Annotated in this window: 22 protein-coding genes; 15 read left to right on the forward strand and 7 right to left on the reverse strand. The window is 66.7% G+C overall.

Annotation, left to right across the window (positions count from 1 at the left end; all coding sequences use genetic code 11):
• Positions 1–51: 51 nt before the first annotated feature.
• Positions 52–582 (reverse strand): phosphonate degradation HD-domain oxygenase, encoded by a 531-nt coding sequence (locus ACLBV5_RS05990; protein WP_447605104.1) that lies wholly within the window; start codon positions 580–582, stop codon positions 52–54.
• A gap of 152 nt (positions 583–734) precedes the next feature.
• Here ACLBV5_RS05990 and ACLBV5_RS05995 point away from each other — a divergent pair, with 152 nt between their 5' ends.
• Positions 735–2537 (forward strand): metallophosphoesterase, encoded by a 1803-nt coding sequence (locus tag ACLBV5_RS05995; RefSeq protein ID WP_447605105.1) that lies wholly within the window; start codon positions 735–737, stop codon positions 2535–2537.
• Between the two features lie 512 nt (positions 2538–3049).
• Here ACLBV5_RS05995 and ACLBV5_RS06000 read toward each other — a convergent pair.
• From ACLBV5_RS06000 to ACLBV5_RS06010, 3 genes are read right to left on the reverse strand one after another with little or no spacing between them, the layout of a single operon-like run.
• Entirely contained in the window at positions 3050–4531 is a 1482-nt protein-coding gene (locus ACLBV5_RS06000; RefSeq protein WP_447605106.1) for an indolepyruvate oxidoreductase subunit beta family protein, read from the reverse strand.
• Between the two features lie 5 nt (positions 4532–4536).
• Positions 4537–6678: a thiamine pyrophosphate-dependent enzyme gene (locus ACLBV5_RS06005; RefSeq protein WP_447605107.1), complete on the reverse strand. Its 2142-nt coding sequence runs from the start codon at positions 6676–6678 to the stop codon at positions 4537–4539.
• Positions 6679–6684: 6 nt separating this feature from the next.
• Positions 6685–7470, reverse strand: a complete 786-nt coding sequence (locus ACLBV5_RS06010) for a cyclase family protein (RefSeq protein ID WP_134581404.1) — start codon at positions 7468–7470, stop codon at positions 6685–6687.
• Positions 7471–7592: 122 nt separating this feature from the next.
• Here ACLBV5_RS06010 and ACLBV5_RS06015 point away from each other — a divergent pair, with 122 nt between their 5' ends.
• From ACLBV5_RS06015 to ACLBV5_RS06030, 4 genes are all read left to right on the forward strand, one after another.
• Complete coding sequence (locus tag ACLBV5_RS06015) at positions 7593–8069, forward strand: MarR family winged helix-turn-helix transcriptional regulator (protein WP_447605108.1); 477 nt, start codon at positions 7593–7595, stop codon at positions 8067–8069.
• Positions 8070–8167: 98 nt separating this feature from the next.
• On the forward strand, positions 8168–10471 hold the full coding sequence (locus tag ACLBV5_RS06020) for a bifunctional salicylyl-CoA 5-hydroxylase/oxidoreductase (protein WP_447605109.1): 2304 nt from the start codon (positions 8168–8170) through the stop codon (positions 10469–10471).
• Positions 10472–10509: 38 nt separating this feature from the next.
• Positions 10510–10977, forward strand: a complete 468-nt coding sequence (locus tag ACLBV5_RS06025; RefSeq protein WP_025977708.1) for a MarR family winged helix-turn-helix transcriptional regulator — start codon at positions 10510–10512, stop codon at positions 10975–10977.
• A complete protein-coding gene (locus tag ACLBV5_RS06030) occupies positions 10974–11375 on the forward strand; it encodes an acyl-CoA thioesterase (RefSeq protein WP_025977707.1) in 402 nt (133 codons plus the stop codon). The genes ACLBV5_RS06025 and ACLBV5_RS06030 overlap by 4 nt, the downstream gene beginning before the upstream one ends.
• A gap of 63 nt (positions 11376–11438) precedes the next feature.
• Here the strand turns inward: ACLBV5_RS06030 and ACLBV5_RS06035 are convergent, their stop codons facing one another.
• Positions 11439–12350 (reverse strand): fumarylacetoacetate hydrolase family protein, encoded by a 912-nt coding sequence (locus ACLBV5_RS06035; RefSeq protein WP_025977706.1) that lies wholly within the window; start codon positions 12348–12350, stop codon positions 11439–11441.
• A 12-nt stretch (positions 12351–12362) separates the two neighbouring features.
• Positions 12363–13490, reverse strand: coding sequence for a cupin domain-containing protein (locus tag ACLBV5_RS06040; protein WP_447605110.1), 1128 nt, complete (start codon positions 13488–13490; stop codon positions 12363–12365).
• Positions 13491–13592: 102 nt separating this feature from the next.
• Here ACLBV5_RS06040 and ACLBV5_RS06045 point away from each other — a divergent pair, with 102 nt between their 5' ends.
• The 5 genes from ACLBV5_RS06045 to ACLBV5_RS06065 all read left to right on the forward strand — a co-directional run bounded on the left by ACLBV5_RS06045 (position 13593) and on the right by ACLBV5_RS06065 (position 18366).
• Positions 13593–14546: a carbon-nitrogen hydrolase family protein gene (locus tag ACLBV5_RS06045; RefSeq protein ID WP_392355123.1), complete on the forward strand. Its 954-nt coding sequence runs from the start codon at positions 13593–13595 to the stop codon at positions 14544–14546.
• Entirely contained in the window at positions 14536–15186 is a 651-nt protein-coding gene (locus tag ACLBV5_RS06050) for a flavin reductase family protein (protein WP_208542128.1), read from the forward strand. Before ACLBV5_RS06045 ends, ACLBV5_RS06050 begins: the two co-directional genes overlap by 11 nt.
• 153 nt (positions 15187–15339) lie before the next feature.
• Complete coding sequence (locus ACLBV5_RS06055) at positions 15340–16629, forward strand: amidohydrolase family protein (protein WP_278069433.1); 1290 nt, start codon at positions 15340–15342, stop codon at positions 16627–16629.
• 22 nt (positions 16630–16651) lie between these two features.
• The gene (locus ACLBV5_RS06060; RefSeq protein WP_201105631.1) at positions 16652–16918 is read left to right on the forward strand and encodes a DUF3311 domain-containing protein; all 267 of its coding nucleotides are present in this window, start codon (positions 16652–16654) and stop codon (positions 16916–16918) included.
• A complete protein-coding gene (locus tag ACLBV5_RS06065; protein ID WP_447605111.1) occupies positions 16915–18366 on the forward strand; it encodes a sodium:solute symporter family protein in 1452 nt (483 codons plus the stop codon). The genes ACLBV5_RS06060 and ACLBV5_RS06065 overlap by 4 nt, the downstream gene beginning before the upstream one ends.
• 18 nt (positions 18367–18384) lie before the next feature.
• Here the strand turns inward: ACLBV5_RS06065 and ACLBV5_RS06070 are convergent, their stop codons facing one another.
• Positions 18385–19302, reverse strand: a complete 918-nt coding sequence (locus ACLBV5_RS06070) for a LysR family transcriptional regulator (RefSeq protein WP_025977699.1) — start codon at positions 19300–19302, stop codon at positions 18385–18387.
• A 138-nt stretch (positions 19303–19440) separates the two neighbouring features.
• Between ACLBV5_RS06070 and ACLBV5_RS06075 the strand changes: the two genes are divergently transcribed.
• From ACLBV5_RS06075 to ACLBV5_RS06095, 5 genes are all read left to right on the forward strand, one after another.
• Positions 19441–20364, forward strand: coding sequence for a dihydrodipicolinate synthase family protein (locus tag ACLBV5_RS06075; RefSeq protein WP_253122687.1), 924 nt, complete (start codon positions 19441–19443; stop codon positions 20362–20364).
• 3 nt (positions 20365–20367) lie between these two features.
• On the forward strand, positions 20368–21567 hold the full coding sequence (locus tag ACLBV5_RS06080; protein ID WP_447605112.1) for an NAD(P)/FAD-dependent oxidoreductase: 1200 nt from the start codon (positions 20368–20370) through the stop codon (positions 21565–21567).
• On the forward strand, positions 21560–21847 hold the full coding sequence (locus tag ACLBV5_RS06085) for a 2Fe-2S iron-sulfur cluster-binding protein (RefSeq protein WP_447605113.1): 288 nt from the start codon (positions 21560–21562) through the stop codon (positions 21845–21847). Before ACLBV5_RS06080 ends, ACLBV5_RS06085 begins: the two co-directional genes overlap by 8 nt.
• The gene (locus tag ACLBV5_RS06090; protein WP_447605114.1) at positions 21844–23226 is read left to right on the forward strand and encodes an FAD-dependent oxidoreductase; all 1383 of its coding nucleotides are present in this window, start codon (positions 21844–21846) and stop codon (positions 23224–23226) included. Before ACLBV5_RS06085 ends, ACLBV5_RS06090 begins: the two co-directional genes overlap by 4 nt.
• A 107-nt stretch (positions 23227–23333) precedes the next feature.
• Positions 23334–23828 (forward strand): VOC family protein, encoded by a 495-nt coding sequence (locus ACLBV5_RS06095; protein ID WP_447605115.1) that lies wholly within the window; start codon positions 23334–23336, stop codon positions 23826–23828.
• The last annotated feature ends 4 nt before the right edge of the window (positions 23829–23832 follow it).

The following is a 23832-nucleotide window of genomic DNA, read 5'->3' on the forward strand; positions in this document are numbered from 1 at the left end:
AATGTTTGCATATATAAGTATTGTTGTCCGACTTCGGATGTATGCGTGTTACTATTTCAATGTCGCCCGGATGATGTCGATATAATGCGAGACATCAGGCGTAATAACGCCGGGCTGCTTGCCTAGGTCGTCATAGCGGCGCAGGCGAAGGGCCTCCTTGAAAAAAGGGTGCGCCTCAAAGGCCGCGCATTCCGCCTTGTTGAACGGTCCGCCCTGAAGGCTCAGGCTCAGCGCTGATGCGCCGCTCAGGGCTTCAAGGTAGCCTGGTTCAATGGCGCAAAGATAGCGTTTGGCGGCGACGTGCAAGGCGATCGGGGCTGTCACTTCTTCAGGAAACCATTGAGATAGAAAGGCTTCACCCAGCTTCTCATGAGCTGCGTCGTAGCCGTGATCCTCAGCCGCATCGCCCGCGCCTTCAAGGAATTGTCCCACGTCATGCAGCAGGGCCGCCGCGATCATGGCCGGGGTGTCTTCGGCGTCTTCCGCCAGCTTGGCGCATTGCAGCATATGCTCGCGCTGATTGACGTGCTCGCCGTAGCGGCTCTCGCCATGGCGGTCGAAGAGGTCGGTAATCTGCTTCACAGGCGTAGCCCTCGCCGTCGACCAGAGGTCGCAAACGGCTGATCAGTTGTTGTGGAGTGTTTCTGCGCCCGCCCAGTCATTAAACAGTCATGGCGAACTCTTATTGGTCTAGACCACAAAATCGTCTTCAGCAAGACCACGGACAGACTGTCATGAACCGCACGCTCATCGCCGCCCTGCTAGCTTCGGCTTGCCTGATCCCGACTGGCGTTCAGGCGATGCAGGGCCAGGCCTGGGATTTCACGCCGCGCTATGAATTGCCGCGCGGTGCAGGACCGCAGCGTACGGACACGCCGTCGCCGGTGGCGAAGCTGACCCCGTCCGCGAGTTCCATGCGGTTCAACGACATGGCGCCGACGGAGCGCCGGAACCTGGAAACGGCTTTTGATTCCAGACGCGATTTCACCGTCGAGATGTGGATTCTGGACCATGTGAATCACCCGGTCGCCGCTGTACTGACGCCGGACGGCGGGAACGGCGCGACGCCCTGGCTGCTGTCCTACCGCGACGGCCAGGCCTCGTTCGGCCCGGCGGGCGCGGCCATGGTCGACGCTCCCGACTACAAAGACGTCTGGCGACACGTCGTGGGGGTGCGTCAGGGCGACGCTTGGCGCCTTTACGTCAACGGCGTCCTCGCTGGATCGACCTCAGCGCGCATGACCGGCGTCTCGGAGAGCTCACTGGCGCTGACGGCTTACCTAGAGGCCGAGCCCTATATGTCCCTGCCGGACCTTGTGCGCGGCGCAGCGGTGCATGGCCGCGCTCTCAGCGCGGCAGAGGTCGAAGCCGCCTTCGCCGCCCGCGCCGCGCTGGTCGACCAGGGCCGCCTGAACGCCGAGACCTTCCACTTCACCCAGCCGCCTTATCTGAACGCCCCGACGACAGAGGACGTCCAGCTGTCGTGGGAGACGGATCGTCCAGCCCGCTTTACCGTCGCCTGGGGCGAAACGGAGGCTCAGATGCGTCGCATCGAGGTTCTCGCCGCCGAAGAGGACCGTCTGGGTGGCGTGACGCTGGACGGTTTGAAGGCCGACACGCCCTATTTCTACCGCGTCACGGCCTCGACTGAGGACGGGCGGGCGCTGGATTCGGGCCTGTTGTCGTTCCGCTCGGCGCCACTGCCCGGCGCGCCCTTCGTCATCGCCGTCTCGGCCGACACCGAGGCGCGCCCCCATATCAACAACCGCATGAGCCAGCTTATCTGGGAAGAGCGGCCGAATCTGCTGTTGCTGGCCGGCGATCTGACCGACGGCGGCGATATTGATCGCCGCTATCAGTGGACGCACGAGTACTTCCTGGGCATGGGCAGTCTGTTCGGGCGCGTGCCGGTCATCACCGCCCCCGGCAACGGCGAGGGCGAGCAGCACTGGTTCCGCCGCTACCATCGTCAGCCAGGCGACGAGGCCTATTTCAGCCACCGCTACGGGGATGTCGAGTTCTTCATCCTCGACAGCAATCTGGAGGGTAGCGAGGAGCGGAAGCCCGGCTTCCGCGCGCGACAGGCCGCCTGGCTGGAGCAGGCTCTGGCTCGCTCCACCGCCCGCTGGAAGATCGCCATGCACCACCATGACGTCTTCACCAGCGATGAAGACGATCACGGCGACAGCTGGGCCGCCCGCACAACCTACGGCAGCGAGACGATGCAGCGCGAATTCACCTCGATTTTCGAACGCCATGGCGTAGATCTGGTCATCTACGGCCACCTACACGCCTATGAGCGCACCTGGCCGATGACGCAGGGCGCGGTCGATCTCGAAAACGGCGTCACCTATGTTCAGGTCGGCGGCATGGGCGGCAATCTGGAAGACTTCGCGCCGAACAAGCCGACCTTCAGCGCCAAGACGGCCCGGACACACCACTACGTCATGTTGCGAGGGGCCGGAGACCGGATCGAGGTCGAGATGATCGATATCGAAGGCCGTTCCCGCGATCGCTTCGCGCTGACGAAAAGATGAAGCGACCGACCTTCCTGCTGCGAATAACGGTCAGGCTGGCGCACTGCGAACGGCTGCGTGGTAAGCCACGCCCATGTCCGCTTCACGCGCTGGCGTTAATGACCGCTCATGGCGCATTGCTGACCGTTCCTAGGTGGTCGTCATGGGGGGCCGAGATCAGCGCCTTCGGGCTACGCAGGAATGTCCATTGTGCTGCTGATGCTATGGTGAGCGTTGCGAGCTCCCGCAGCCAAATACAAAAACCCCCGACGCTCATGCTCCGGCGGTTTTTGCTGACCCATGCTCTCTCTAGACCTGACAGATTCGATCACAAGGCAGCGCCGCGGGGCTATTCCGCAGGCCGTCCCTGAAAAAGTTCGAACTGCGGTGAAGCCTGTCAGGGTGCAGCCGACCCCGACCCGGCCTTATCTCGTCGTGGCCCGGTTGCTTAAGCAGGCCGCAGTCCGTCCTGTTGCTCACCCCACGCGGCCAGGCGTAACTAATCTAAGGACGGGTCGCCGCTGAATGGAAACTCAGAGGCAAGTCGCTAGCCGATCAAATTCGGCGCGGAGCGTGATTCCCTCTTCGTCAGCCAACGCGGCGTAGCGGAGGGCTGCTATGTCGTTCGCGGCGGGAGTGCTTGAGCGAATGAAGCCTAGGATTTTTGCGTAGCTGGACAGGCCGCGGTCGAAGGTCTCGCCATAGCCCTTGATCAGATTCTGGCATCGCGCGATTTCGAGGGCGACATCCGGTTGCGACGGCGCCCGAGCCTCGATTTCCGCGAGCCATTCCTCTACGCGCTGCTGCTCCTCCTGGTAGCGCAGGGAACTGCGACGCAACGGACGCATGGCGGCCAGCAGGCTTAGCATCAGGAACCAGCGCAGCCGCGTCGTCTCCACATGGCGGCCCTTGGTGAAGAAGCGTCCCAGCAGCTTTTCGGCGGCGGTGCTGTGCAGGAGGCGCCGCCCGATCGGGGCGGGCAGGGTTTCACAGATCTCGCGCAGACGGGGGTGCATGAACTCGGTGACGCTGAGGAGTTGGTCGTTCTTGACGCGTACTTCGCCGCGCACGCGAGCCGCGCGGGAGGCGCGCGTTTTCAGGTCCGCCACCCGGATGGTGTCGTCATAGGCCATCCACAGCGCCAGGGCGGCGGCCGTCTCTGTGGTCAGGGCGTGCGGCGGCTGGTCCAGCGCCGCGATTCGCTCCAGCCGTTCGAGATAGAGGGCGGCGTAGGCCTGGTCCTGATAGTCCATCAGGCGCTGAACCCCCAGCAGGGCGTTCCTGTGCGCGACGGCGGGTAGTCGGGCGCGAATCCGCGCCGCCAGGGCCTGGCCGAAGGGCGTGGTCGGTTCAGGCGTCGGAACCGCAGGCTCGTCGGGCGCCGCGACCGGCTGACGGGCGGCGTCGAACCCCTCGGCGAAGCCCTTCAGGTTGCTGTCGACCGCGACGCCGCTGGCGCGGATGGCCTCCTCGAAGGCTTCGCGCGGGAAGGGCAGGGCGCCGCTGCCCGCCAAGGCGCCGAACATGATCGAGCTGATGACGCTGCCGGAGCGAGCGGAGGCGGCGTCCATGTCGAAGCCGACGAAGCGGCGCGCCCGCTTGGCGGCGGCTTCGAGAATCTTGCTGCTGTCGGCGCGTCCGTCGCCCATCGCCGACTTCTCGGAGATGGCGTAGATGCGATGGGTCGAGCCGATCAGCGTCGTGCGTTCGGCGCTGACGAAGCCGCGCACCATCGCGCGCCCGACCTCCATCAGCTCGGAGGCGATGACCACGTCGACGTCGCCGGGAGTCGGCATTTGCGCCAGCACAGGCGCGCGCCCTTCGGCGGGCATGGGCGCCAGTTCGACATAGTAGACGGTCGAGCCCGTGCGCTGGGCCACGCCGGGGACCGAGGTGCCCTGGGCCAGTCGCCCCTGGCTGCGCGCGACGCTTTGAATCCAGTCGGCCAGCACGCCGCCGCCCTGTCCTCCGAGCGCCAGAATGGCGATGCAGAGACGATCTCTTTGCTGTGTCATGGTTCTCAGAAAGCTCGTGCCGCCAGGCGGCGCTCGGCGCCGCGCTGGAGAGTCGTGATGATGCGTTGGCGCAGTTCGTTGACGAAGCGCTCCCAGCGTCCCGGGTTGGTCACCACCCGCGCCCTGTAGAAGCTGGGGCACAGAATGGCGGCGTGGCTGACCTCGCCGCACAGGCCGCAGCCGACGCAGGAGTTGTCGACATGGGCCACCGGATCGCGCCGTAGCGGATCGGGATTGGGTTTGATCGACAGGGAGGGGCAGCCGGACAGCCGGATGCAGCTGTGGTCACCGGTGCAGGTGTCGGGATCCACGCCGAAGCGGTCCTGAGAGACGCGCCGTCCCGCCTGTGCTGCCTTGCGCAGCAGGGGCTTCTCGCGCCGCTGCTTGTTCAGCATGCATTCGGATTGGGCGATGATGACCTTGGGGCCCTTTTCCGGGCTGGTCAGCGCCTCCTTCAGCGCGCCCTTCATGCGTTTCAGGTCATAGGTGCGGTCGATGGAGCGCACCCATTCCACGCCGACGCCGCGCGCCGCCTTCTCGATCGGGTTGCGGGTGCTGCGCGCCTTGTTGTCGGCGCGCGAGGACAGCACGTCCTGGCCGCCGGTCGCGGCCGAATAGCCGTTGTCGACGACCAGGGTGACGGTGTCGTTCTTGTTGAATACGGCGTTGCCGACGCCTGAGGTCAGGCCGTTATGCCAGAAGCCTCCATCGCCCATGATGGCGATCGCGCGCTTGTCCTTCGGCTTGAAGGCCGAAGCCCCGGCGGCGCCCAGGCCGTAGCCCATCGTCGTATTGCCGATGTTGAACGGCGGCAGGATGGAGAACAGGTGGCAGCCGATGTCCGCCGACACGTGCGACGGGCCCAGCTCGCGCTCGACCATCTTCATGGCGGTGAAGATCGGGCGCTCCGGACAGCCCGTGCAGAAGCCGGCGGGCCGGGCGGGAACCTCGGCGGCCAGACTTGCGGCGGCCGCAGGCGCCGGGGCGGCGGAAACCGTTGCGGGCGCTGGAGCGTGTTTCGGGCTCCATTCCTCAAGGAAGCTCTTCAGCCCCTTCTGGATGACGTGGGCGGCGTATTCGCCCGCGCGCGGCAGAGGGCCCTTGCCGACGATGCGGGTCTCAAGACCTGCGCGCCGGATCAGGGTGTTCAGCTCATGCTCGATGAACTCGGGCTGGCCTTCCTCGATGATCAGCACCGCCTTCTTGCCGCGACAGAAATCCGTCACCTCTTCGGGGATCAGCGGATAGGTGACGTTGAGGCAGTAGATCGGCAGGGCGCTGTCGCCGAAGGCGTCGGCCAGGCCCAGCAGCTCCATCGCCCGGTTCAGGTTGTTGTAGAGGCCGCCCTGGACGATCAGGCCGACGTCGCCCTCGTTCGGGCCGAAGGTCTCGTTGAGTTTGTTGTCGCGCACGAAGGCGATGCCGGCGGGCCAGCGCTTTTCGACCTTCTCGACCTCATGCAGGAAGTTGGCGGGCGGCAGGACGATCCGCTCCACATCGCGCACGGGCGCGGCCGCCGCCTGGGCCACGGTCAGGGGCGGGCGGCGGTTGTCGCGGGCGACGAAGCTTCCGGTCATGTGGCAGGAGCGCACGCGCAGCTCCAGCATGACGGGCGTGTGCGAGGCCTCGGAAAGCTCGAAGCCCTTTTCGACCATGTCGACGATGCTGGTCAGATTGGGGCGCGGGTCGAGCAGCCACATCTGCGACTTCATGGCGAAGGCGTGGGTGCGCTCCTGCATGATGGAGGAGCCTTCGCCATAGTCCTCGCCGACGATGATCATGGCGCCGCCCGTCACCCCGCCCGACGCGACGTTGGACAGGGCGTCGGAGGCGACGTTCGTGCCCACGACGGACTTCCAGGCCACGGCGCCGCGCAGCGGATAGTTGACGGAGGCGGCCAGCATGGCCGCCGCCGTGGCTTCCGAGGCGCTGGCCTCGAAATGAACGTCCAGGCTTTCAAGCAGGTCGTTGGCATCGGCGAAGACGTCCATCAGGTGACTGATGGGCGAGCCCTGATAACCGCCGACATAGGCGACCCCGGATTGCAGCAGCGCCTTGGTCACGGCGAGGATGCCCTCGCCGTGAAAGACGTCGCCTTCACCCGCGGTCAGCTTGCGGACTTCCGACTTGAAGGAACGCTCGGCCATCTTGGATCAGCCCGCGACCAGAGCCAGAACGCGCAGAGGGCTGCCCGATCCATCACGGATCTTCAGCGGCGGCGCGATCACCACGGCGCCCGTAGGCGGCAGGGCGTCCAGGTTCTGCAGGCATTGCAGCCCATAGCGGCCGGCCCCGTGGAACAGGGCGTGGGCGGGGTAGGGCGGCTCCAGCAGGTGGGCCTGACCGGCGTCCGTGCCGATGGTTTCGACGCCGAAGCCCAGAGCGTCGCGCTCTTCGACCAGCAGGCGGACGGCGGCGACCGACGGTCCGGGGGTGTGGGCGCCGTCTTCGCGGCGGTTCACATAGGCCTCCGGATCACGCTTGGACCAGTCCGTGCGGAACAGGACCCAGCTGCGCGGCGGGATGCGGCCGTGAACGGCTTCCCACGCCTCGATGTGAGCGGGCTCCAGCAGGAAGTCGGGATCGGCGGCGGCCTCGGCGGAACAGTCGATGACAACGGCGGGGGCGATCAGGTCGGACGGCGGCACCACGTCCACGGTGCCGGCCGGCTGGTCCTTGCCGGTGACCCAGTGGGCGGGCGCGTCGAAATGGGTGCCCGTGTGCTCGCCGACGGTGAAATTGCTCCAGTACCAGGCGACGCCGCGCTCGTCGTAGCGGGATATTTCCTGGCGGCTGAACGGCGCGCATTGGCCGAACGGCGGCGGCAGCACCAGCGTCGGCGTGTCTTCCGACAGGGTTTGCGTCAGGTCGACGACCTTGACATCACCGCTGGCGATGCCTGCCGCGATTTGCGACAGAGCTTGTGCAGATACGGACATTCGTCCCTCCCCTTTTCTTTTTCCTCAGGATCAAGCCTTGCCGAAGAAACTTGCATCTGCAACTAATTTCTTGAGCGCCGACGCTGATCCGGCGGGGGCCCTGTGCGGGCAGGGACGGCGCCGTGGTTGAGCAAACGCGCCGGACAGGCGACCCCGGTTCGGAAGAGTTCCGTCTGGAGCGCTACCCTTTTTACCAGGTGAACAGGGTGCTTAGCCGCTACAACCTGATCATCGAGCGCGAACTGCGAAAGATCGACGTCGACATCCCGACATGGCGGGTGCTGATGATTCTGGGCGAGCAGGCGCCGCGTTCGATCGGTCAGATTTCGCGGGCGGGCGTGGTCAATCTGTCGACCATGATGCGGATCGTGGAGCGGATGACCAACGCCGGGCTGGTTTCGCGCAATACCAGCGCGGCGGACGCACGGGTGATCGACGTCAGTCTGACGCAGGCGGGCCGCGAGCGGTTGGCGCAGGCCCGGGTCCTGATGGCGCCCGTCTATCGTCAGGCGCTGGCCGGATTCTCCGAGCGGGATACTGAGCGGCTGCTGACGCTGCTTGGACGACTGAACGCCAACCTGGAAGTCATGACGGACTAAGACGCTTCCGCGCTATCCGGCGCCGTGTCGGCGGCGGAGATGAACCGCTTGCCTGCCGTCTTAATTTATTTTAGACCTAAAGCAACTGGAGGCGTCTCATGCGTGTTGCTTGTCTTGGCGGCGGTCCCGCCGGCATCTATTTCGCCATCTCGATGAAGCTTCGGAACCCGGAGCACGACATCCATGTCTTTGAGCGCAACCGGAGCGGAGACACCTTCGGCTGGGGCGTCGTCTTTTCCGACCAGACGCTGACCAATCTGACAGCGAACGACCCGGTCAGCGCGGGTCGGATCCGGGATAGCTTTGCGCACTGGGACGACATCGCCGTGGCGCTGGATGGCCGCACGGAGGTGTCTTCCGGCCACGGTTTCATCGGCATAGGGCGCAAGCGGCTGTTGCAGATTCTGCAGGCTCGGGCGGCCGAGCTCGGCGTCGTCATGCATTTCGAGACCGAATTCGGCGATGACCTGGCGTCTTACGCCGACTTCGATCTGATCGTCGCCGCCGACGGGGTGAACAGCCGCATCCGCACCCGCTACGCCGACCGTTTCGATGTCGACATCCAGACGCGCCGGAACAAGTTCACCTGGCTGGGCACGCAGAAGCTGTTCGACGCCTTCGCCTTCATCTTCGAGAAGACCCCGGCGGGCTGGATCTGGGCTCACGCCTATCGGTTCGACGAAACCCATTCGACCTTCATCGTCGAATGCTCGCCTGAGACCTGGGCGGGACTGGGCTTTGAGGACATGAGCCAGGAAGAGACGCTGGCGGCGTGCGAACGGATTTTCGCGCGCCATCTGGACGGCCATCCGCTGCTGAGCAATTCGGCGCACCTGCGCGGCTCGGCGTCTTGGATCAACTTCCGCCGGGTGCTGTGCGGCCAGTGGTCCTTCGACAATGTGGTGCTGCTCGGCGACGCCGCGCACACGGCGCACTTCTCGATCGGATCGGGCACCAAGCTGGCCCTGGAGGATGCGATCAAGCTGGCCGAGGTGCTGGACCGGCCGGGCCTCGACAACCGACAGGCGTTGACGCAGGCGCTGAAGGATTATCGCGACGAGCGCCAGGTCGAGGTGCTGAAGATCCAGAACAGCGCGCGCAACTCCACCGAATGGTTCGAGAACATCGACCGCTATGCGGATTTCGACGCCGAGCAGTTCGCCTACGCCCTGCTGACCCGCAGCCAGAGGGTCAGCCACGAGAACCTGCGTGTGCGCGACGGCCCCTGGCTGGGCCGGATCGAGGACTGGTTCGCCGGTAAGGCGGGGGCAGGGGCGGGGACGCCGCCGATGTTCGCCCCCCTGCGCCTGCGCGAGGCGCAACTGTCCAACCGGATCGTCGTGGCTCCGATGCTGACCTATCAGGCGGACGCAAAGGGGCGGGCGATGGACTTCCACCTGGCGCATTATGGCGCGCGAGGGCTGGGCGGCGCGGGTCTGCTCATGACCGAAATGCTGGCCGTGTCCCCAGAGGGGCGGGTCACGCCGAGCTGCGCCGGTCTCTATGACGACGATCAGATCGCGGGCTGGGCGCGGATCAACGCCCTGATCCATGCGGGGGGAGAAACCCTCGTCGGCGCCCAGATTGGCCATGCGGGTCCGCGCGGAGCGTGCGCCGCGCCGCAGGGCGGCCGCCCGGCGACGACGCCTCTGGATCAGCCCTGGCCGCTTGTGGCGGCTTCGGATCGGCCCTGGGCCGAGGGCGGCCTCGCGCCTGCCGCACTGGACGAAGCCGGGATGGGCGCGGTTCGCGACGCCTTCGTCGCCTCGACGCGGCGGGCCGAGGCGGCGGGTTTCGACGTGCTCGAGATTCAGGCCGGGCACGGAACCCTGCTGTCCAGCTTCATTACCCCCCTGATGAACCATCGCCAGGACGCCTCCGGCGGCGATCTGGACGGGCGCCTGCGCTTCCCGCTGTCGGTGGTGGAAGCGGTGCGCGCCGTCTGGCCTGAGGCCAAGCCGTTGCTGGTGCGGATATCGGCCGAGGACTGGATGGGGGAGGCCGGTCTGGCGCCGGATGAGGCGGTCGAGATCGCCCGGCGAATGGCTGCGGCCGGGGCGGACCTGATCGACGTCTCGTCCGGCGAGACGCATCCAGACGCACGTCCTGTCACCGGGCGGATGTACCAGACGCCCCTGTCCGACCGCATCCGCAATGAGGCAGGCGTTCGCACCCTAGCGGTCGGCGCCATCACCGAGGCGGATCAGGCCAACGCCATCCTGGCGGCCGGGCGGGCGGACCTTGTCGCCCTGGGGCGCCCGCACCTTCTGGACCCGGCCTGGACTCTCAAGGCGGCGGCCGCCGCGGGCCGCCGCGAGCATCCGACGCCCAGCGTCTATCGCGCCGGTTTCGACCAGCTTGCGCGACAGGCCCGAAGCGCCGCAGATGGCGTGAGAGCCTGACCGGGGCGGCCGGGCGGTTCGCAGAGGAGTGGCGCGCCATGCGCGAGAAGCATGACGGCGGCGCGGGGCCGATCGACGTCCGGGCGTGGCTGCGGATGCTGAGCTGCACCATGACGATCGAAAAGAGTCTGCGGCGCGGCTTCGCAGAGCAATACGACACCACCTTGCCGCGTTTCGACGTGATGGCGGCGCTGGACCGTCATCCGCAGGGGCGGACGATGGGACAGCTGTCGCGCGCGCTTCTGGTGTCCAACGGCAACGTCACAGCCATCGTGCGTCAGCTTCAGGATGCAGGTCAGGTCGTGGTCAGTCCCGACCCCGAAGATCGCCGCTCTTCCATCGTGCGGTTGAGCGCGGCCGGGCAGGCCCGTTTCAACGTGCTGGCCAAGGCGCACCATGCGTGGATCCATCAGGCGCTGTCCGACGTGGCGCCCGATGATCTGGAACAGCTTCACGCCCTGTTGGCCAAGGTCAAGGCGTCGATCGGAGAGAACCTTCACACATGAGCTTCACGACGCGGAGCAAGGTGCGTTTCGCACACGTCGATGCGGCGGGCATCGTCTTCTACCCCCGCTATTTCGAGATGCTGAACGGGGCGGTCGAGGACTGGTTCGCCGAAGGCCTGGGCGTTGATTTCGCCGAACTGCACCTGACGCGCGGCCTGGGCGTGCCCACGGTCAGCCTGGACAGCCGGTTTGCGGCGCCCAGCCGCCTCGGCGACGAACTGGACATCACCATCGAGGTGAAATCGGTCGGCCGATCCAGCTGCGCCGTGGCCTATACGGTGGCCTGCGGCGACGAGGTGCGGATGACGGCGCAGGGCGTGCTGGTCTGCATGATCCTGGCTGAAGGGCGCTCGGCGCCCTGGCCGGATGACGTTCGCGACGGTCTGGCGAAGACCTGAGCCTCGCCCTGTTCCTGAAATGAAAAGCCCGCCCCGGCGCTGCGCCGGGGCGGGCTTTTGTCGTCAGGCGGCGACGACGGGGTGGCGCAGCTTGCCGATGCCGACGACCTCGGCCTCGACCGTATCGCCGGGCCACATCCATTCCTGCGGATCCATGCCGGCGCCGACGCCTGCAGGCGTGCCGGTGGCGATGATGTCGCCGGGCTCCAGGGTGATGCCCTTGCTGATGTCGGCGATCAGTTCATCGACCTTGAACAGCATATAGGCGGTGTTGCTGCTCTGCTTCTGGACGCCGTTCAGCGACAGGGTCAGGTCCAGCGTCTGCGGGTCGGGAATCTCGTCCGCCGTGACGATGCAGGGCCCCATCGGGGCGAAGCTGTCCTGGCCCTTGGAGTAGATCCACTGGCCGGCGCGGCGGCAGTCGCGGGCGCTGACGTCGATCAGCACCGTATAGCCGAACACGTGCTTGAGCGCGTCCTCGCGGCTGACGCCCTTGGCGGTCGAGCCGATCACCGCCGCCAGTTCGACTTCCCAGTCCAGCTGCTGGGTGATGGCGGCGTTGTGGACGATGGGGTCGCCCGGTCCGACCACGGTCGTCGGCGGCTTGGAGAAGATCACCGGCTCGCGCGGCAGGTCGGCCGACGTGTCCAGCGTCTTGGCCGATTCCGCGACGTGTTCCGTATAGTTCAGGCCGATGCCGAAGATGTTCTTGCGCGGGCGCGGAATGGGGGCCAGCAGTTTGGCGTTCGACAGAGGCGTGGCGACGCCGACCGGATACAGGCCCTTGGCCTCAGCCATCAGGGCCGACGCCGCCGACACCGCCTGAGGGCCCAGGTCGATGAAGGCCAGCATGGTCGACGGCAGGGCGACGCCGCGCGCCTGGCCCAGTTTTTCAAGGTCGACGACCAGGTCGCCGTCGATGGCGCCCAGCCGGGCCTCGGCCTCGACGCTGGCGCGATAGGTAACAAGACGCATGGGTTTTAAGTCCTATTCGGAGAGGATGGGTTGGTGGCCGTCGTTCTCGGCCAGGGCTTCTTCGCGATAGAGGCCCAGGGCGCGCATGACCGGCAGGTCGTGGAAGGCGAACAGGCAGGCGTCCTCGGTGTCCGAGGCGTTGGCGTGCTCGTGATACATCCAGGCCGGGACGACGAAGATGTCCCGCTCGCGCCAGTCGAACCGGCGGCCGTTGATGATGGAATAGCCCTGCCCCTTGGCGCACTGATAGACGAAGCTGCCGGTCTGGCGGTGGGCCTTCGTCCGTTCGCCGGGGCGCAACATCTGCATCGAGGCGCCGATGGTCTGCATGACCGGCCCGCCCGTGTTCGGGTTGACGTAGTCCATATGGACGCCGTCGTAGGGGCTGCCGTCGGTGACGGCGGCGAAGCGTTGCAGGGCTTCATAGGTCGGCCCCCACTCATACTTCAGCAGCGGCGAATAGGGCTTGTTCCAGGGCGTCGACGCCGGGCGCAGGGCCGCGCCCGCCCACGTCGCCGTGCTGTCGTCGACAGGGAAGGAGACCGCCTGGTTCAGGTCCGGGTGGACCTCGTAGAAGTTGGCCTCCAGCGCATTCATCATCGGAATGTCGAGGCCGTCCTGCCAGATGCAGATCTCGCCGTCCTCGGCCACGCCGTGCTCGTGCCAGGTCCCGTTGGGCGTCAGAACGAAGTCGTTCGGCCCCAGCGTCATCTTGTGCCCGTCGACGTTGGTGAAGGCGCCGCGCCCTTCCATGATGAAGCGCAGGGCCGAGGCGCTGTGGCGGTGACTGGAGGCGCATTCGCCGGGCTTCATCACCTGCAGGCCGGAATAGAGCCAGCCCACGGCCGCGACCACGTCGGCCCGCCCCTTGTTCTCCAGATAGACGACGCGACGCCCCGCCTGTTCCGGCGTGACCAGATCCAGGGCCTTCAGCACGTGGTCGCGCAGGTCGGCGTAGCGCCACAGCATGGGGACGGAGGTGGAGACCGGCTCCCAGGGCTCGATCTTGTTGGCCACCGTCCACAGGGCGCCGGTTCCCAGCTGCGAGAGGCGGCCATAGTAGTCCACCAGTTCGGGGGTGTCGGCGACGTTGGCGCGGCCGATGACATCCTCGCGGTATTGGTCGAAACGGTTCGTCATGACCCCACTCCTCCACTAATATTATAGACCTAAAATATCTTCCAATTGCTGTCAAACGCAACTAATCTGCGCTGAGGTTTCAGGGATGAAGAGGGGGCCGTGATGTCTCAGTCCTACAAGGCGGCCGTGGTGCAGGCGGCGTCGATTCCGGGCGATCCTGGGGCGTCGGCGACCAAGGCGGCGGACCTGATCCGTCAGGCGGCCGGCGAGGGGGCGCGGCTGATCGTCTTTCCCGAGGCCTTCCTGGGCGGCTATCCGAAAGGCGCCTCGTTCGGCACGCCCGTCGGGATGCGCAAGCCGTCGGGGCGCGAGGATTTTCGCCGCTACTACGAAGGCGCCATTGATCTCGACGGACCCGAGGTAGCGGCCCTGACCCAGGCGACGGCCCAAACCGGCGCCTTTGTGGTGATGGGAGTCATCGAGCGCGGCGGGGCGACGCTTTACTGCACAGTCCTGTTCTTCGACGGCGAGCGCGGCCTGATCGCCAAACACCGCAAGCTGATGCCGACGGGCGCCGAGCGGCTGATCTGGGGCTTCGGCGACGGCTCGACCATGCCGGTGATCGACACCTCGCTGGGCCGGATCGGGGCCGTCATCTGCTGGGAGAACTACATGCCCATGCTGCGCATGGCGATGTACGATCAGGGCATCGGCCTCTATTGCGCGCCGACGGCGGACGACCGCGACGGCTGGGCTGCCTCCATGCGCCATATCGCGCTGGAAGGCCGCTGCTTCGTGCTGTCCGCCTGCCAGCATATCCGGCGCGAGGCCTATCCGGCGGACTATGACTGCGCCCTCGGCGACGCGCCCGACACGGTGCTAATGCGCGGCGGCAGCATGATCGTCGCCCCTCTGGGCGAGGTGCTGGCTGGGCCCGACTATTCCGGCGAGACGATCCTCTACGCCGATATCGACCTGTCCGAGATCGCGCGCGCCAAATACGACTTTGACGTCGCGGGCCACTATGCGCGCCCCGACGTTTTCCAGTTGAGCGTCAACACGGCGCCGCAGCGTCCGGTGCGCCGCATCGGGTCGGAGGACGACCTTGCTGTTTGACCTGTCGCAGCTGGAAGCGGGCGATCGCTACAAGCTGATGGCGTCGTCCATTACGCCCAGGCCGATCGCCTGGGTGACGACCCTGTCGCCGGACGGCGTGCGCAACGCGGCCCCCTACAGCTTCTTCAACATGATGGCGGCCGATCCGCCGCTGATCGCCCTTGGTCTGATGCGCAAGCCGAATGGTGATCGCAAGGACACCTGCGCCAACATCGTCGCGACGGGCGAATTCGTCGTCAATCTGGTGTCCGAGGATGATCTGGACGCCATGAACTGGACCTGCGCCGAGGCCCCGGCAGGCTATGACGAACTGGCCGCCACCGGGGTGGCGACGGCGCCGTGCGCCATGGTCAGGCCGCCGCGCATCGCCTCGGCGCCCGTCAGCTTCGAATGTCGGGTCGTCGAGACGCTGGACTTTGCGCCCGCGGCCACGGTGGTGATCGGACAGGTCTTGGCGCTGCACATGGACGACCGCTTCGTCGATCCCGAGCGTCTGCATGTCGATACGCCCGCCATGCAGCTGATGGCGCGCATGCATGGCGCCGGTTGGTACACCCGTTCGACTGACCGGATTCAGCGCGACCGTCCCAGTTTCGAGGATCTGCGCCGTAAGGCGACGGTTTGCGACGTAACCGCCTGATCTTTGATCTTCGTTGCCATGAGCGCAACAGACTGTATCAGCGAACTGCATTGTCACGCTTATCGCATTTCCTGACAGTGCGAGGCTCCGGCGCGCCCGGACTAGAGGGGATTTCACATGTACTCGCTTCGTCTTCCACGTTTCGCGTCTCTGATGGCGGCGGCATCGGCTGCGGCCCTGGCCGTTTTCGGCGCGCAGGCCGCCTCGGCTCAGGCGCAGCCGGACGGAGAGGTCACGGCTCTGGTGGGCGGCTCGGTGGTGTCGGTCGAGGACGGGCGGATCATTCCCGACGCGGTGGTCGTGGTCGAGGGCCAGCGCATCGTCCGGGTAGGTCCGCGCAGCGAGGTCCAGCCGCCGGTCGGCGCCCGCATCATCTCGACGGAGGGCCGTTGGCTGGCTCCGGGGCTGATGAATATGCACGTCCACTTCGGCCTGAAGCTGCCGGGGGCCGCGGGGGCCGAACTCCAGAATGAAACGGACGCCCAGCAGGTGCTGCGCATGGCGCACAACGCCGAGCGTTCGCTGCGCGCGGGCGTGACCAGCGTGCGCCTGGTGTCCGAACTGCACGGCAACGACTTCGCCCTGAAGCGCGCCATCCAGCGCGGCGAAGCGGTCGGGCCGCGCATCGAGACGGCAGGCGAACTGATCGTACCGACCGGCGGTCACGGCTTCCGCGAAGTCGACGGCCCCTACGCCTTCGCCCGCGCCGCGCGCGAACAGATCAAACAGGGCGCCTCCTGGATCAAGATCGCCATTTCGGGCGGCATTTCCGACACCCACGGCGACATCGCCGCCGCGCCGATGACCGACGAAGAGCTCTCTGTCCTGATCGACGTGGCCCATCGCAACGGCGTGCGCGTCACCGCTCACAACGGCTCGCCCCAGGCGGCGATGCAGGCGCTAGAATACGGCATCGACGCCTTCGAGCACGGCTATCACCTGACCGAGCCGGTGCTGCGCCGCATGGCCAAGGACGAGGCCTGGCTGATCCCGACCATCGTCGTCAGCCAGCCCGGCGCGCGCGCCTTTTATCAGCGGATCGGTTCGCCGGACTGGTACCTGGCGCGGGTCGACAGCGTGGGCAAGGATCACTGGGCCGTGCTGCAGCAAGCGATCCGACTGGGCGTGCCGATCGCGCTGGGCACCGATCAGTTTCCGTTCGAGGACAACGAAGGCACGACCGCCACGGTGCGCGAAGCCGAACTCTATGTCGATGCGGGCATGACGCCGCTTCAGGCGCTTCAGGCCGCCACCATCCAGCCCGCGCGCATGATGCGTCGCGACGCCGATATCGGCAGCATCACGGTCGGCAAATACGCTGACATCGTCATTCTGGACGGCGACCCCACCAAGGACATCGGCGCGCTGCGCTCGCTCAGCTTCGTCATGAAGGGCGGAGCGGTCGTGCGCGATGACCACGGCCTGTCCGGCCAGGCGCGCTGAGCCTGCCGCGGAAATCTTGACCATGTCTCAGTACGCTTCGTTCCGCGCGATGCACCGGCGGTATGTTCACCGCTGGCTGCTCGTCATCCCCTTCATCTGGCAGATCGGCCTGACGCCGCTGGTCAATACGGCGTCGGTGCGGGTCTTCTCTCTGCCCCTGCCGATGGCGTGGCAGATGGCGGGCATCCTGGTCGCCACCGCCGTGATCGGCTTCGTCTTCTGGCGCGACGAGCGGATCGAGAAGGAGCTGGGTCTGACCGATGATCGGGACGCGGAGGGTCTGTCGTGACCCTGGTTCTGACCTTCGGCATCGTGCTGGCGACCATGATCGGCGCCATGCTCTACGGACATCAGAAGTCCAAGGCCAAGACGGTGAGCGAATGGGCGGTCGGCGGCCGTAGCTTCGGCACCCTGATCTTCTGGTTCCTGAACGCGGGCGAGATCTACACGACCTTCGCCGTGCTGGGCATTTCGGGCTACGCCTGGGCCTATGGCGCGCCCGCCTATCTGGCCTTTACCTCCGTGTCTCTGGCGGCGACGCTGGGCTATTGGCTGATGCCGCGCATCTGGCAGGCGGGGCGTCAGGGCGGTTTCATCACTCAGGCGGACTTTTTCGCCGCCCGCTATAAGGCGACCTGGCTGGGGTGTCTGGTCGGTCTGGCGGGGATCGCCGCCATCGTCGTCTATGTGCAGATTCAGATCACGGCCCTGAGTCTGATCCTGCGCCTGACGCTGGGGACCGAGGTGTCGGTGACGGCGGCGGCGATCATCGCCGCAGGCATCATGCTTGCCTTCGTCTATGTGGCGGGGCTGCGCTCGGCCGCCTTTGCGGCCGGGGTCAAGGACGTGCTGATGATCGTTCTGGTCGTCGGCCTGAGCGCCACCGTCGCGGGCAAGGTCGGGGCCTCGTCCATTCTGGACGTGTTTGCGCGGGTTCAGGACCAGCATCCCGGCATCGGCGTCTTTCCGGGCATTGTCCCCGAAGCGGGCCTGACGGTGACCTGGATGATGACGGCGGCCCTGAACGTCGCCCTGGGCACCTGGATCTTCCCGCACATGTTCCAGCTCTGCTACGCGGCCGGCAGCCGTAAGGCCATCCGCCGCAACGCCGTGCTGCAGCCGATCTATTCCCTGTCCTTCTTCTTCATCATCCTGTTGGGCTTCGGCGCTCTACTGGCCGGGGTTTCTCCGCCGAGCGGAGACGTCAACGCCGCCCTGCTGCAGTTCGTGTCCGACGCCTATCCGGCGTGGATGATCGGCCTGCTGGCCGGGACGGCCTGCCTGCTGGCGCTGGTGCCGGGCTCAGTGCTGCTGCTGACGGCGGGCTCGATCTTCAGCCGCAACGTGGTCATGCCGCTCAAGCCGGACCTGAGCGACAGGGCCAGTCTGCTGGTTTCGCGGCTGTCGATGGTCGGTTTGGCGGCGGTGGCCGTGTGGCTGACGATCGGCGCGACCTCGTCCCTGGTCGAGATCGGCCTGGCCGCCTATGCCGCCATCGGCATGTTGGCGCCTGGGGTCTTCCTGGCCTTCCTGTGGCCGCGCGCCAATGCGATCGGCGTGGCGGCGGGCATCGGCGCGGGCTATGCGGCCCTGCTGCTGCCGTCCGCCCAGTCCCTGTGGGTGGCGCTGCTGCCCGGGTGGGACAAGGGGCTGGTGGCCATGGGCGTCAACGCCATTGTCGCGATCATCGTCGTGCTGCTGACGACGCGTGGCCGCCCTGAGGAAGGCGGGCGTTAAGCCCGCCTCCAGTTCGCGTCAGTCGCGCCCTGTCTCGGTCTCGTTCCAGCCCTTGATGCGGGTTTCGAACGCGGCCAGCAGGCGGGCGGGCGCGCCGTCCAGCTGACGCCCCAGTCGGTGGATCAGGCTGATGGTCGTGTCTTCGAGGTTGGCCTCGTTGAGCGGGCGGACCACCAGGGTTCCTTCTTCCAGTTCGCTCGTCACCGCGATGCGCGGCAGCACGGTAACCATCCGGCCCGCCCGCGCCGCCTCGCGCATCACATACAGGGAGGTTGTGGTCAGGGCGGGCTCCAGCCACACCTGCTCACGCCGCTCGGCCTCGCGCAGGATCTGGCGGATTCTCAGGCCGATGTCCGGCAGGCACAGGTCGAAAGCGCTCAGCTGGGGCAGGGACACGCTTTTCAGCCGCGCGGCCGGGTGATCGGGGGCGCACACCACCATCAAGGGCTGGGCCGCCACGGCGCGCACGCGGATCTTGGGCTCGGCGCAGTCGTTGAAGATCAGGCCGAAGTGGGCGTTGTCATCCAGGACGGCCCGGACGATTTCCGTCGTCGACTGCACCGACACGGACGCGGCGATCCCGGGGTGCTGGCCCTGGAATTCCTCAAGGACCTTGGAGAAGAAGCCGCCCAGAAAGCCCTCGCCGACAGCGATGCTGACCTTGCCCGCCTTCATCTGACGATGCTCGTGAAGCCTGTTCATGAAGGCTTCTTCGTTGGCGACGCAGCCTTGATAGTATTCGTAGGCCAACTGGCCCGCCTCGGTCATGCGGATCGAGCGCCGTCCACGTTCGATCAGGGCCACGCCCATGTCGCGTTCCAGTTGTGCGATCTGACGACTGATGGAGGAGACGGCGACGCCGATCTTGTCGCTGGCCAGCCGCATCGAGCCCAGCCGCGCGGCCTCATGAAAGTAATAAAGCGCGTTTCCCTGCATGGAGTCCTCCTAGGACGCGGAGGCTAGCGCGTGTTGCGTGAAACGCAATGATATTGATCATTTGTCCCGTATTGTGAGACCAAACGAAATGCTCGAGACAGGGCTATTCTGTCGCACAGTATTGATCTAGAGGTGTTTGTGACTGGCAAGAGAATGCGCGTCGGCTGGCGCGGCTACATCCCCGCGATCACGACGCCCTTCGACGTCGATGGACAGCTTGACCTGCCAGGCCTCGGGACGTTGCTGGAATGGCTGCACGCTGAGGGCATGCACGGTCTGGTGGTGGCCGGAACCACGGGTGAGTGGACCAGTCTGGCCCCTCAGGAGCGCAAGGCCCTGATCACCGCCGTCGGCGAACAGATGAAGGGCAAGATCTCGCTCATCGCCGGTTGCACCGCCTTTACCGCGCAGGAGGTCGTCGATTTCGCCGAGACCGCCCACGCCTGCGGTTACGAAGGCGTGCTGGTGACGCCTCCGCCCTATATTCGCCCGTCAGCCGATGAGATCGTCAGCTTCTATCAGACGGTGTCGGACGGGTCGGCCCTGCCGATCTGCGTCTACAACTGGCCTCCGGGCACGGGCGTTGACATGGACTTCGACCTGTTGCGCCGTCTGGCCGACATCGAGAACGTCGTCGCCATCAAGCAGTCGACGGGCGACCTGCGCCGCTTCGTCCAGACCTATTTCGGACTGTGCGAGCAGATCCGCGTTTTCGGCCACAGCATGGACGACGGCGGCCTGGCCTTGTTAAGGGGCGGGGGCGGCGACGGCACCATGGGGGCCGGCGGCGTATTGGGGCGGACCCAGCCGGATTTCTACAATCACGTCTGGGCCGGGGATTTCGAGGCGGCGCGCGCCTGCGGCCGTCAGGACCGGGTCATCATGGACGCTTGGTATACCTCTGAGCTTGTCGGCCGCTTCGGGTCGGGGCCCGCCATTCTGAAGGCGGCGCTGAACATCCAGGGCCTGCCGGGCGGCTATGTGCGCCGTCCGTTGCTGGACGTGCGCGAAGCCGATTTGGAGCGCATTCGCGAGACTCTGGCGTCGCTCGGGCGCGCCTGATCGATGGAGCGTCTGGACGTCGTGGTGATCGGCGGCGGCCTGGTCGGCGCCGCTACGGCGTTCAGGCTCGCCCAGGCCGGGGCCTCGGTGGCCGTCGCGGAGGCGGGCTATCCTAATGTCGGCGCGTCCGGCGCCAATGCGGGGTCTCTGCATTTTCAGCTGGAGCGCCGCTTTCTGGAGAACGGCGAGGCGCTGGCTGATCAGGCCGCGCAGGTCTTGAGCCTCAACCGCCTCGCGATCGAGGAGTGGCAGGGGCTGGACGCCGAAATGGGTCCGGATCTTCATATCCACATGCGCGGGGGCCTGATGGTCGCCGAGACGGCGGACCAGGTCCGCACGCTGGAGCGCAAGGTCGCCCGCGAGGTCGAGGGCGGTCTGGACACCCGGCTGATCGACGGCCCCGAAGCGCGAAGCATTGCGCCGGGCCTGTCCGAAGCCGTGACGGCGGCGGCCTATCTCGCCTCGGAAGGCCATGCAGACCCGAAGGCCCTGACGCCGGCCTTCATGACGCGCGCCCAGACGGCGGGCGTCCAACTGCTGCAGGGCGCGCGCCTGACGGCTGTCGGTTCAGATGCGCAGGGCTATCGGCTGACCGTGCGCCGCGGCGAGGCGGACATCGAACTTGCGACCCGCAAGGTGCTGATCGCGGCGGGCGCCTGGACCGGTCGGATCGGCGAACTGTTCAACCTGCATCTTCCCATCTATCCGGTCGCGCTGCTGATGAATGTGACGGAGCGCGCGCCGCCCATGCTGGAGCAGTTGATCCAGCACGTCGGTCAAAGGCTGTCGATGAAGCAGGCGCACGCCGGAAACATGCTGATCGGCGGGGGGTGGCCGTCTCGTATGCGGCTGGACGCCACGGGTCGGTTCGACCTGGATCGGCCGGCGGAACTGCTGACGCCCTCGCTTGCGGGCAATCTGGGGGTCGCGTCGCGGATCTTTCCGCCGGTCGCCGAGCTCAATCTGATCCGCAGCTGGACCGGGATCACCGCCATCACTGCGGATCAGAGCCCGTTGGTCGGCGAAGTGCCTCAGGCGCCGGGCGTCTATGTGGCGGCGGGCGGTTCGGCCTTCACCCTGGGGCCGGTGTTCGCCCGTCTTCTCGCCAGACTGATCCTGGATGAGCGCGAGGATCGCCTGTCGATCTTCTCTCCGGCGCGCTTCGGCCACCTCAACAGCTTCATGGGAGGTCGGCTTGCGTAAGACCGAAGGCGTGTCGCGCGGGGCGCCCTTCGCCTTCAGCGTCGACGGCGACATGATCCGGGCCTATCCGGGAGAGACCATTGCGGCGGCCATGCTGGCCGCTGATGCGGTGGGGTTTCGACGCGATCGATCGGCGCGCGCGCGCGGCCTGTTCTGCAACATGGGCGTCTGCGGCGAATGCCTGGTCCATGTGCGGGACGGCGACGTTTCGCGACGCCTTCGCGCCTGCCTGGTTCCGGCTGAACCCGGAATGACGGTCGAGACGGGGATCGGCGAATGAGTTCGTCCCTCGGTAGCGCGACCCCAGATTACGACCTGGCCGTAATCGGCGCAGGACCGGCGGGGCAGGCGGCGTGCCTGAGCCTCAACGGGGCCTTGCGGATCGCCGTCATCGACGAACAGGCGCGGCCGGGCGGCCAGATTCTGCGTCAGCCGCCGCGCGCGTTTTCGGTCGCCGACTGGATGAGGGGCGGGGCCTATCGCGGACTGAAGGCGCGGCTGGCCGCCTTTGAGGCCTTATCGAACGTCGACTTCATGGGCGGGCGCTCGGTGCTTGGCCTGCGCGAGGCGGGCGGCGCGTGGACGCTGACCCTGTCCGGCGCCTCGGGCGTCGAAGAGGTTTCGGCGCGCCGGGTGCTGATCGCCGGCGGCTGCTACGATCTTGCCGCGCCCATCCCCGGCTGGACCCTGCCGGGCGTCATGAGCGCGGGCGGTACGCAGGCCTTCATCAAGAGTCAGCAACTGGTCCCCGGCAAACGTCTGGCCTTCGCGGGCAGCCACCCGCTGCAACTGCTTGTGGCGGAGCAGGCTCTGGAGGCGGGCGGCGAGGTGGCCGTGGTCGCCTTCATCCAACCCTTCTCGACGCTCGTGCGGCGCGCCCTCGCCCGACCCTGGACGGCCCTGACGCATTGGCCCGTTCTGCTCTCGGCGCTCGGCAGCGCCTGGCGCCTTCTCAGGGCGGGCGTCCCCCTGCGTTTCGGCCGAGCGGCGCTGAGCGTGGAGGGGCAGGGCAGGGTCGCCGCCCTGCGTCTGAGCGAGACGGAGCGGTTCGACTGCGATGCGGCCGCCCTCTGTTTCGGCTTCATGCCCCAGGCGGACCTTCCGCGCGCGGCGGGCCTGCAGGTGACGCCCGCCAGACCCGGGGGCTGGAAGATGAGCCACGACGAATGGATGCGGGCCTCGCGCCGGGGCGCCTATGTCGCGGGCGAGACCACAGGCGTGAAGGGCGCCGAAGCGGCGTCGGCCGAAGGCGCTCTGGCCGGTCTGGCGGTCGCCCTGGACGAGGGCCTTATCGATCAGGATGAAGCGCGTCGTCGCGCCCGGCCCTGGCGCAAGGCGCGCGAGGCGGCGATGCGGTTTTCGGCCCTGCTCGAGGCCGTCGCCGACCCGGGGCCGTTCAGCGCCCGCCTGCCTGATGCGGACACGATCATCTGCCGCTGCGAGGATGTGGTTCTGGGCGATCTGCAGGCCGCGCTGGCGCGCTGCGACGAGGTCGGTTCCGTCAAGCTGGCGACCCGATGCGGCATGGGCGCGTGCCAGGGCCGAAACTGCGAGCATAGCCTTTTGAGCCTGGCCGGAGAGCCGCATTCCGAACGCTCAGCGTTCACGGCGCGCTTTCCTGCAAGGCCTGTCAGAGTCGGCGATCTCGCCGCTCGTTGATTGCGTTCAACGCAACGATTTTTCCAAAAGCAGTCATTGTTTGCGGCGGCAGAACGCCACAAAACTGTCTTCATCAAAAGTCGGAACACGTTGCAATGGAGGGGAGCGTGGCCGGAAATACTCGCGATGAGGGGAGGCCCTTGTTCACGGTGGACCATGTGTCCAGGACCGTGCCTGACCTCGATCAGGCGCTGGCGTTCTACTGCGGCGTTCTGGGGGCGGACGAGCTTTACCGCATGGGTCCGATGGACGCGGCCGAGATGCCGACGGGCCCGGATGGGCGCGACTGGATGGAGGCCCACGTGGGCGTCCGGGGCGCGCGTCTGACCCTGGCGATGATCGCCTTTACGGGCGGCGCCCGCGTCCAGCTGGTGCAATACGACAGCCCGGATGGGCGACGGATGGAGCCGCCGCTCAACTGCGACATCGGCGGGCATCACATCGCATTCCGGGTCGATGACGTTCCCGCCGCCGCCGCTTGGCTGGAGGAGCGGGGCTGCAAGCCGCTGGACCCCATCGAGATCGACGCCGGGCCGCTGGCGGGCAAGACCAACCTCTACATCCAGGATCCTTTCGGGCTGCAGCTCGAACTCGTCGACTAGCCGG

The organism is Brevundimonas sp. M1A4_2e (assembly GCF_053345555.1).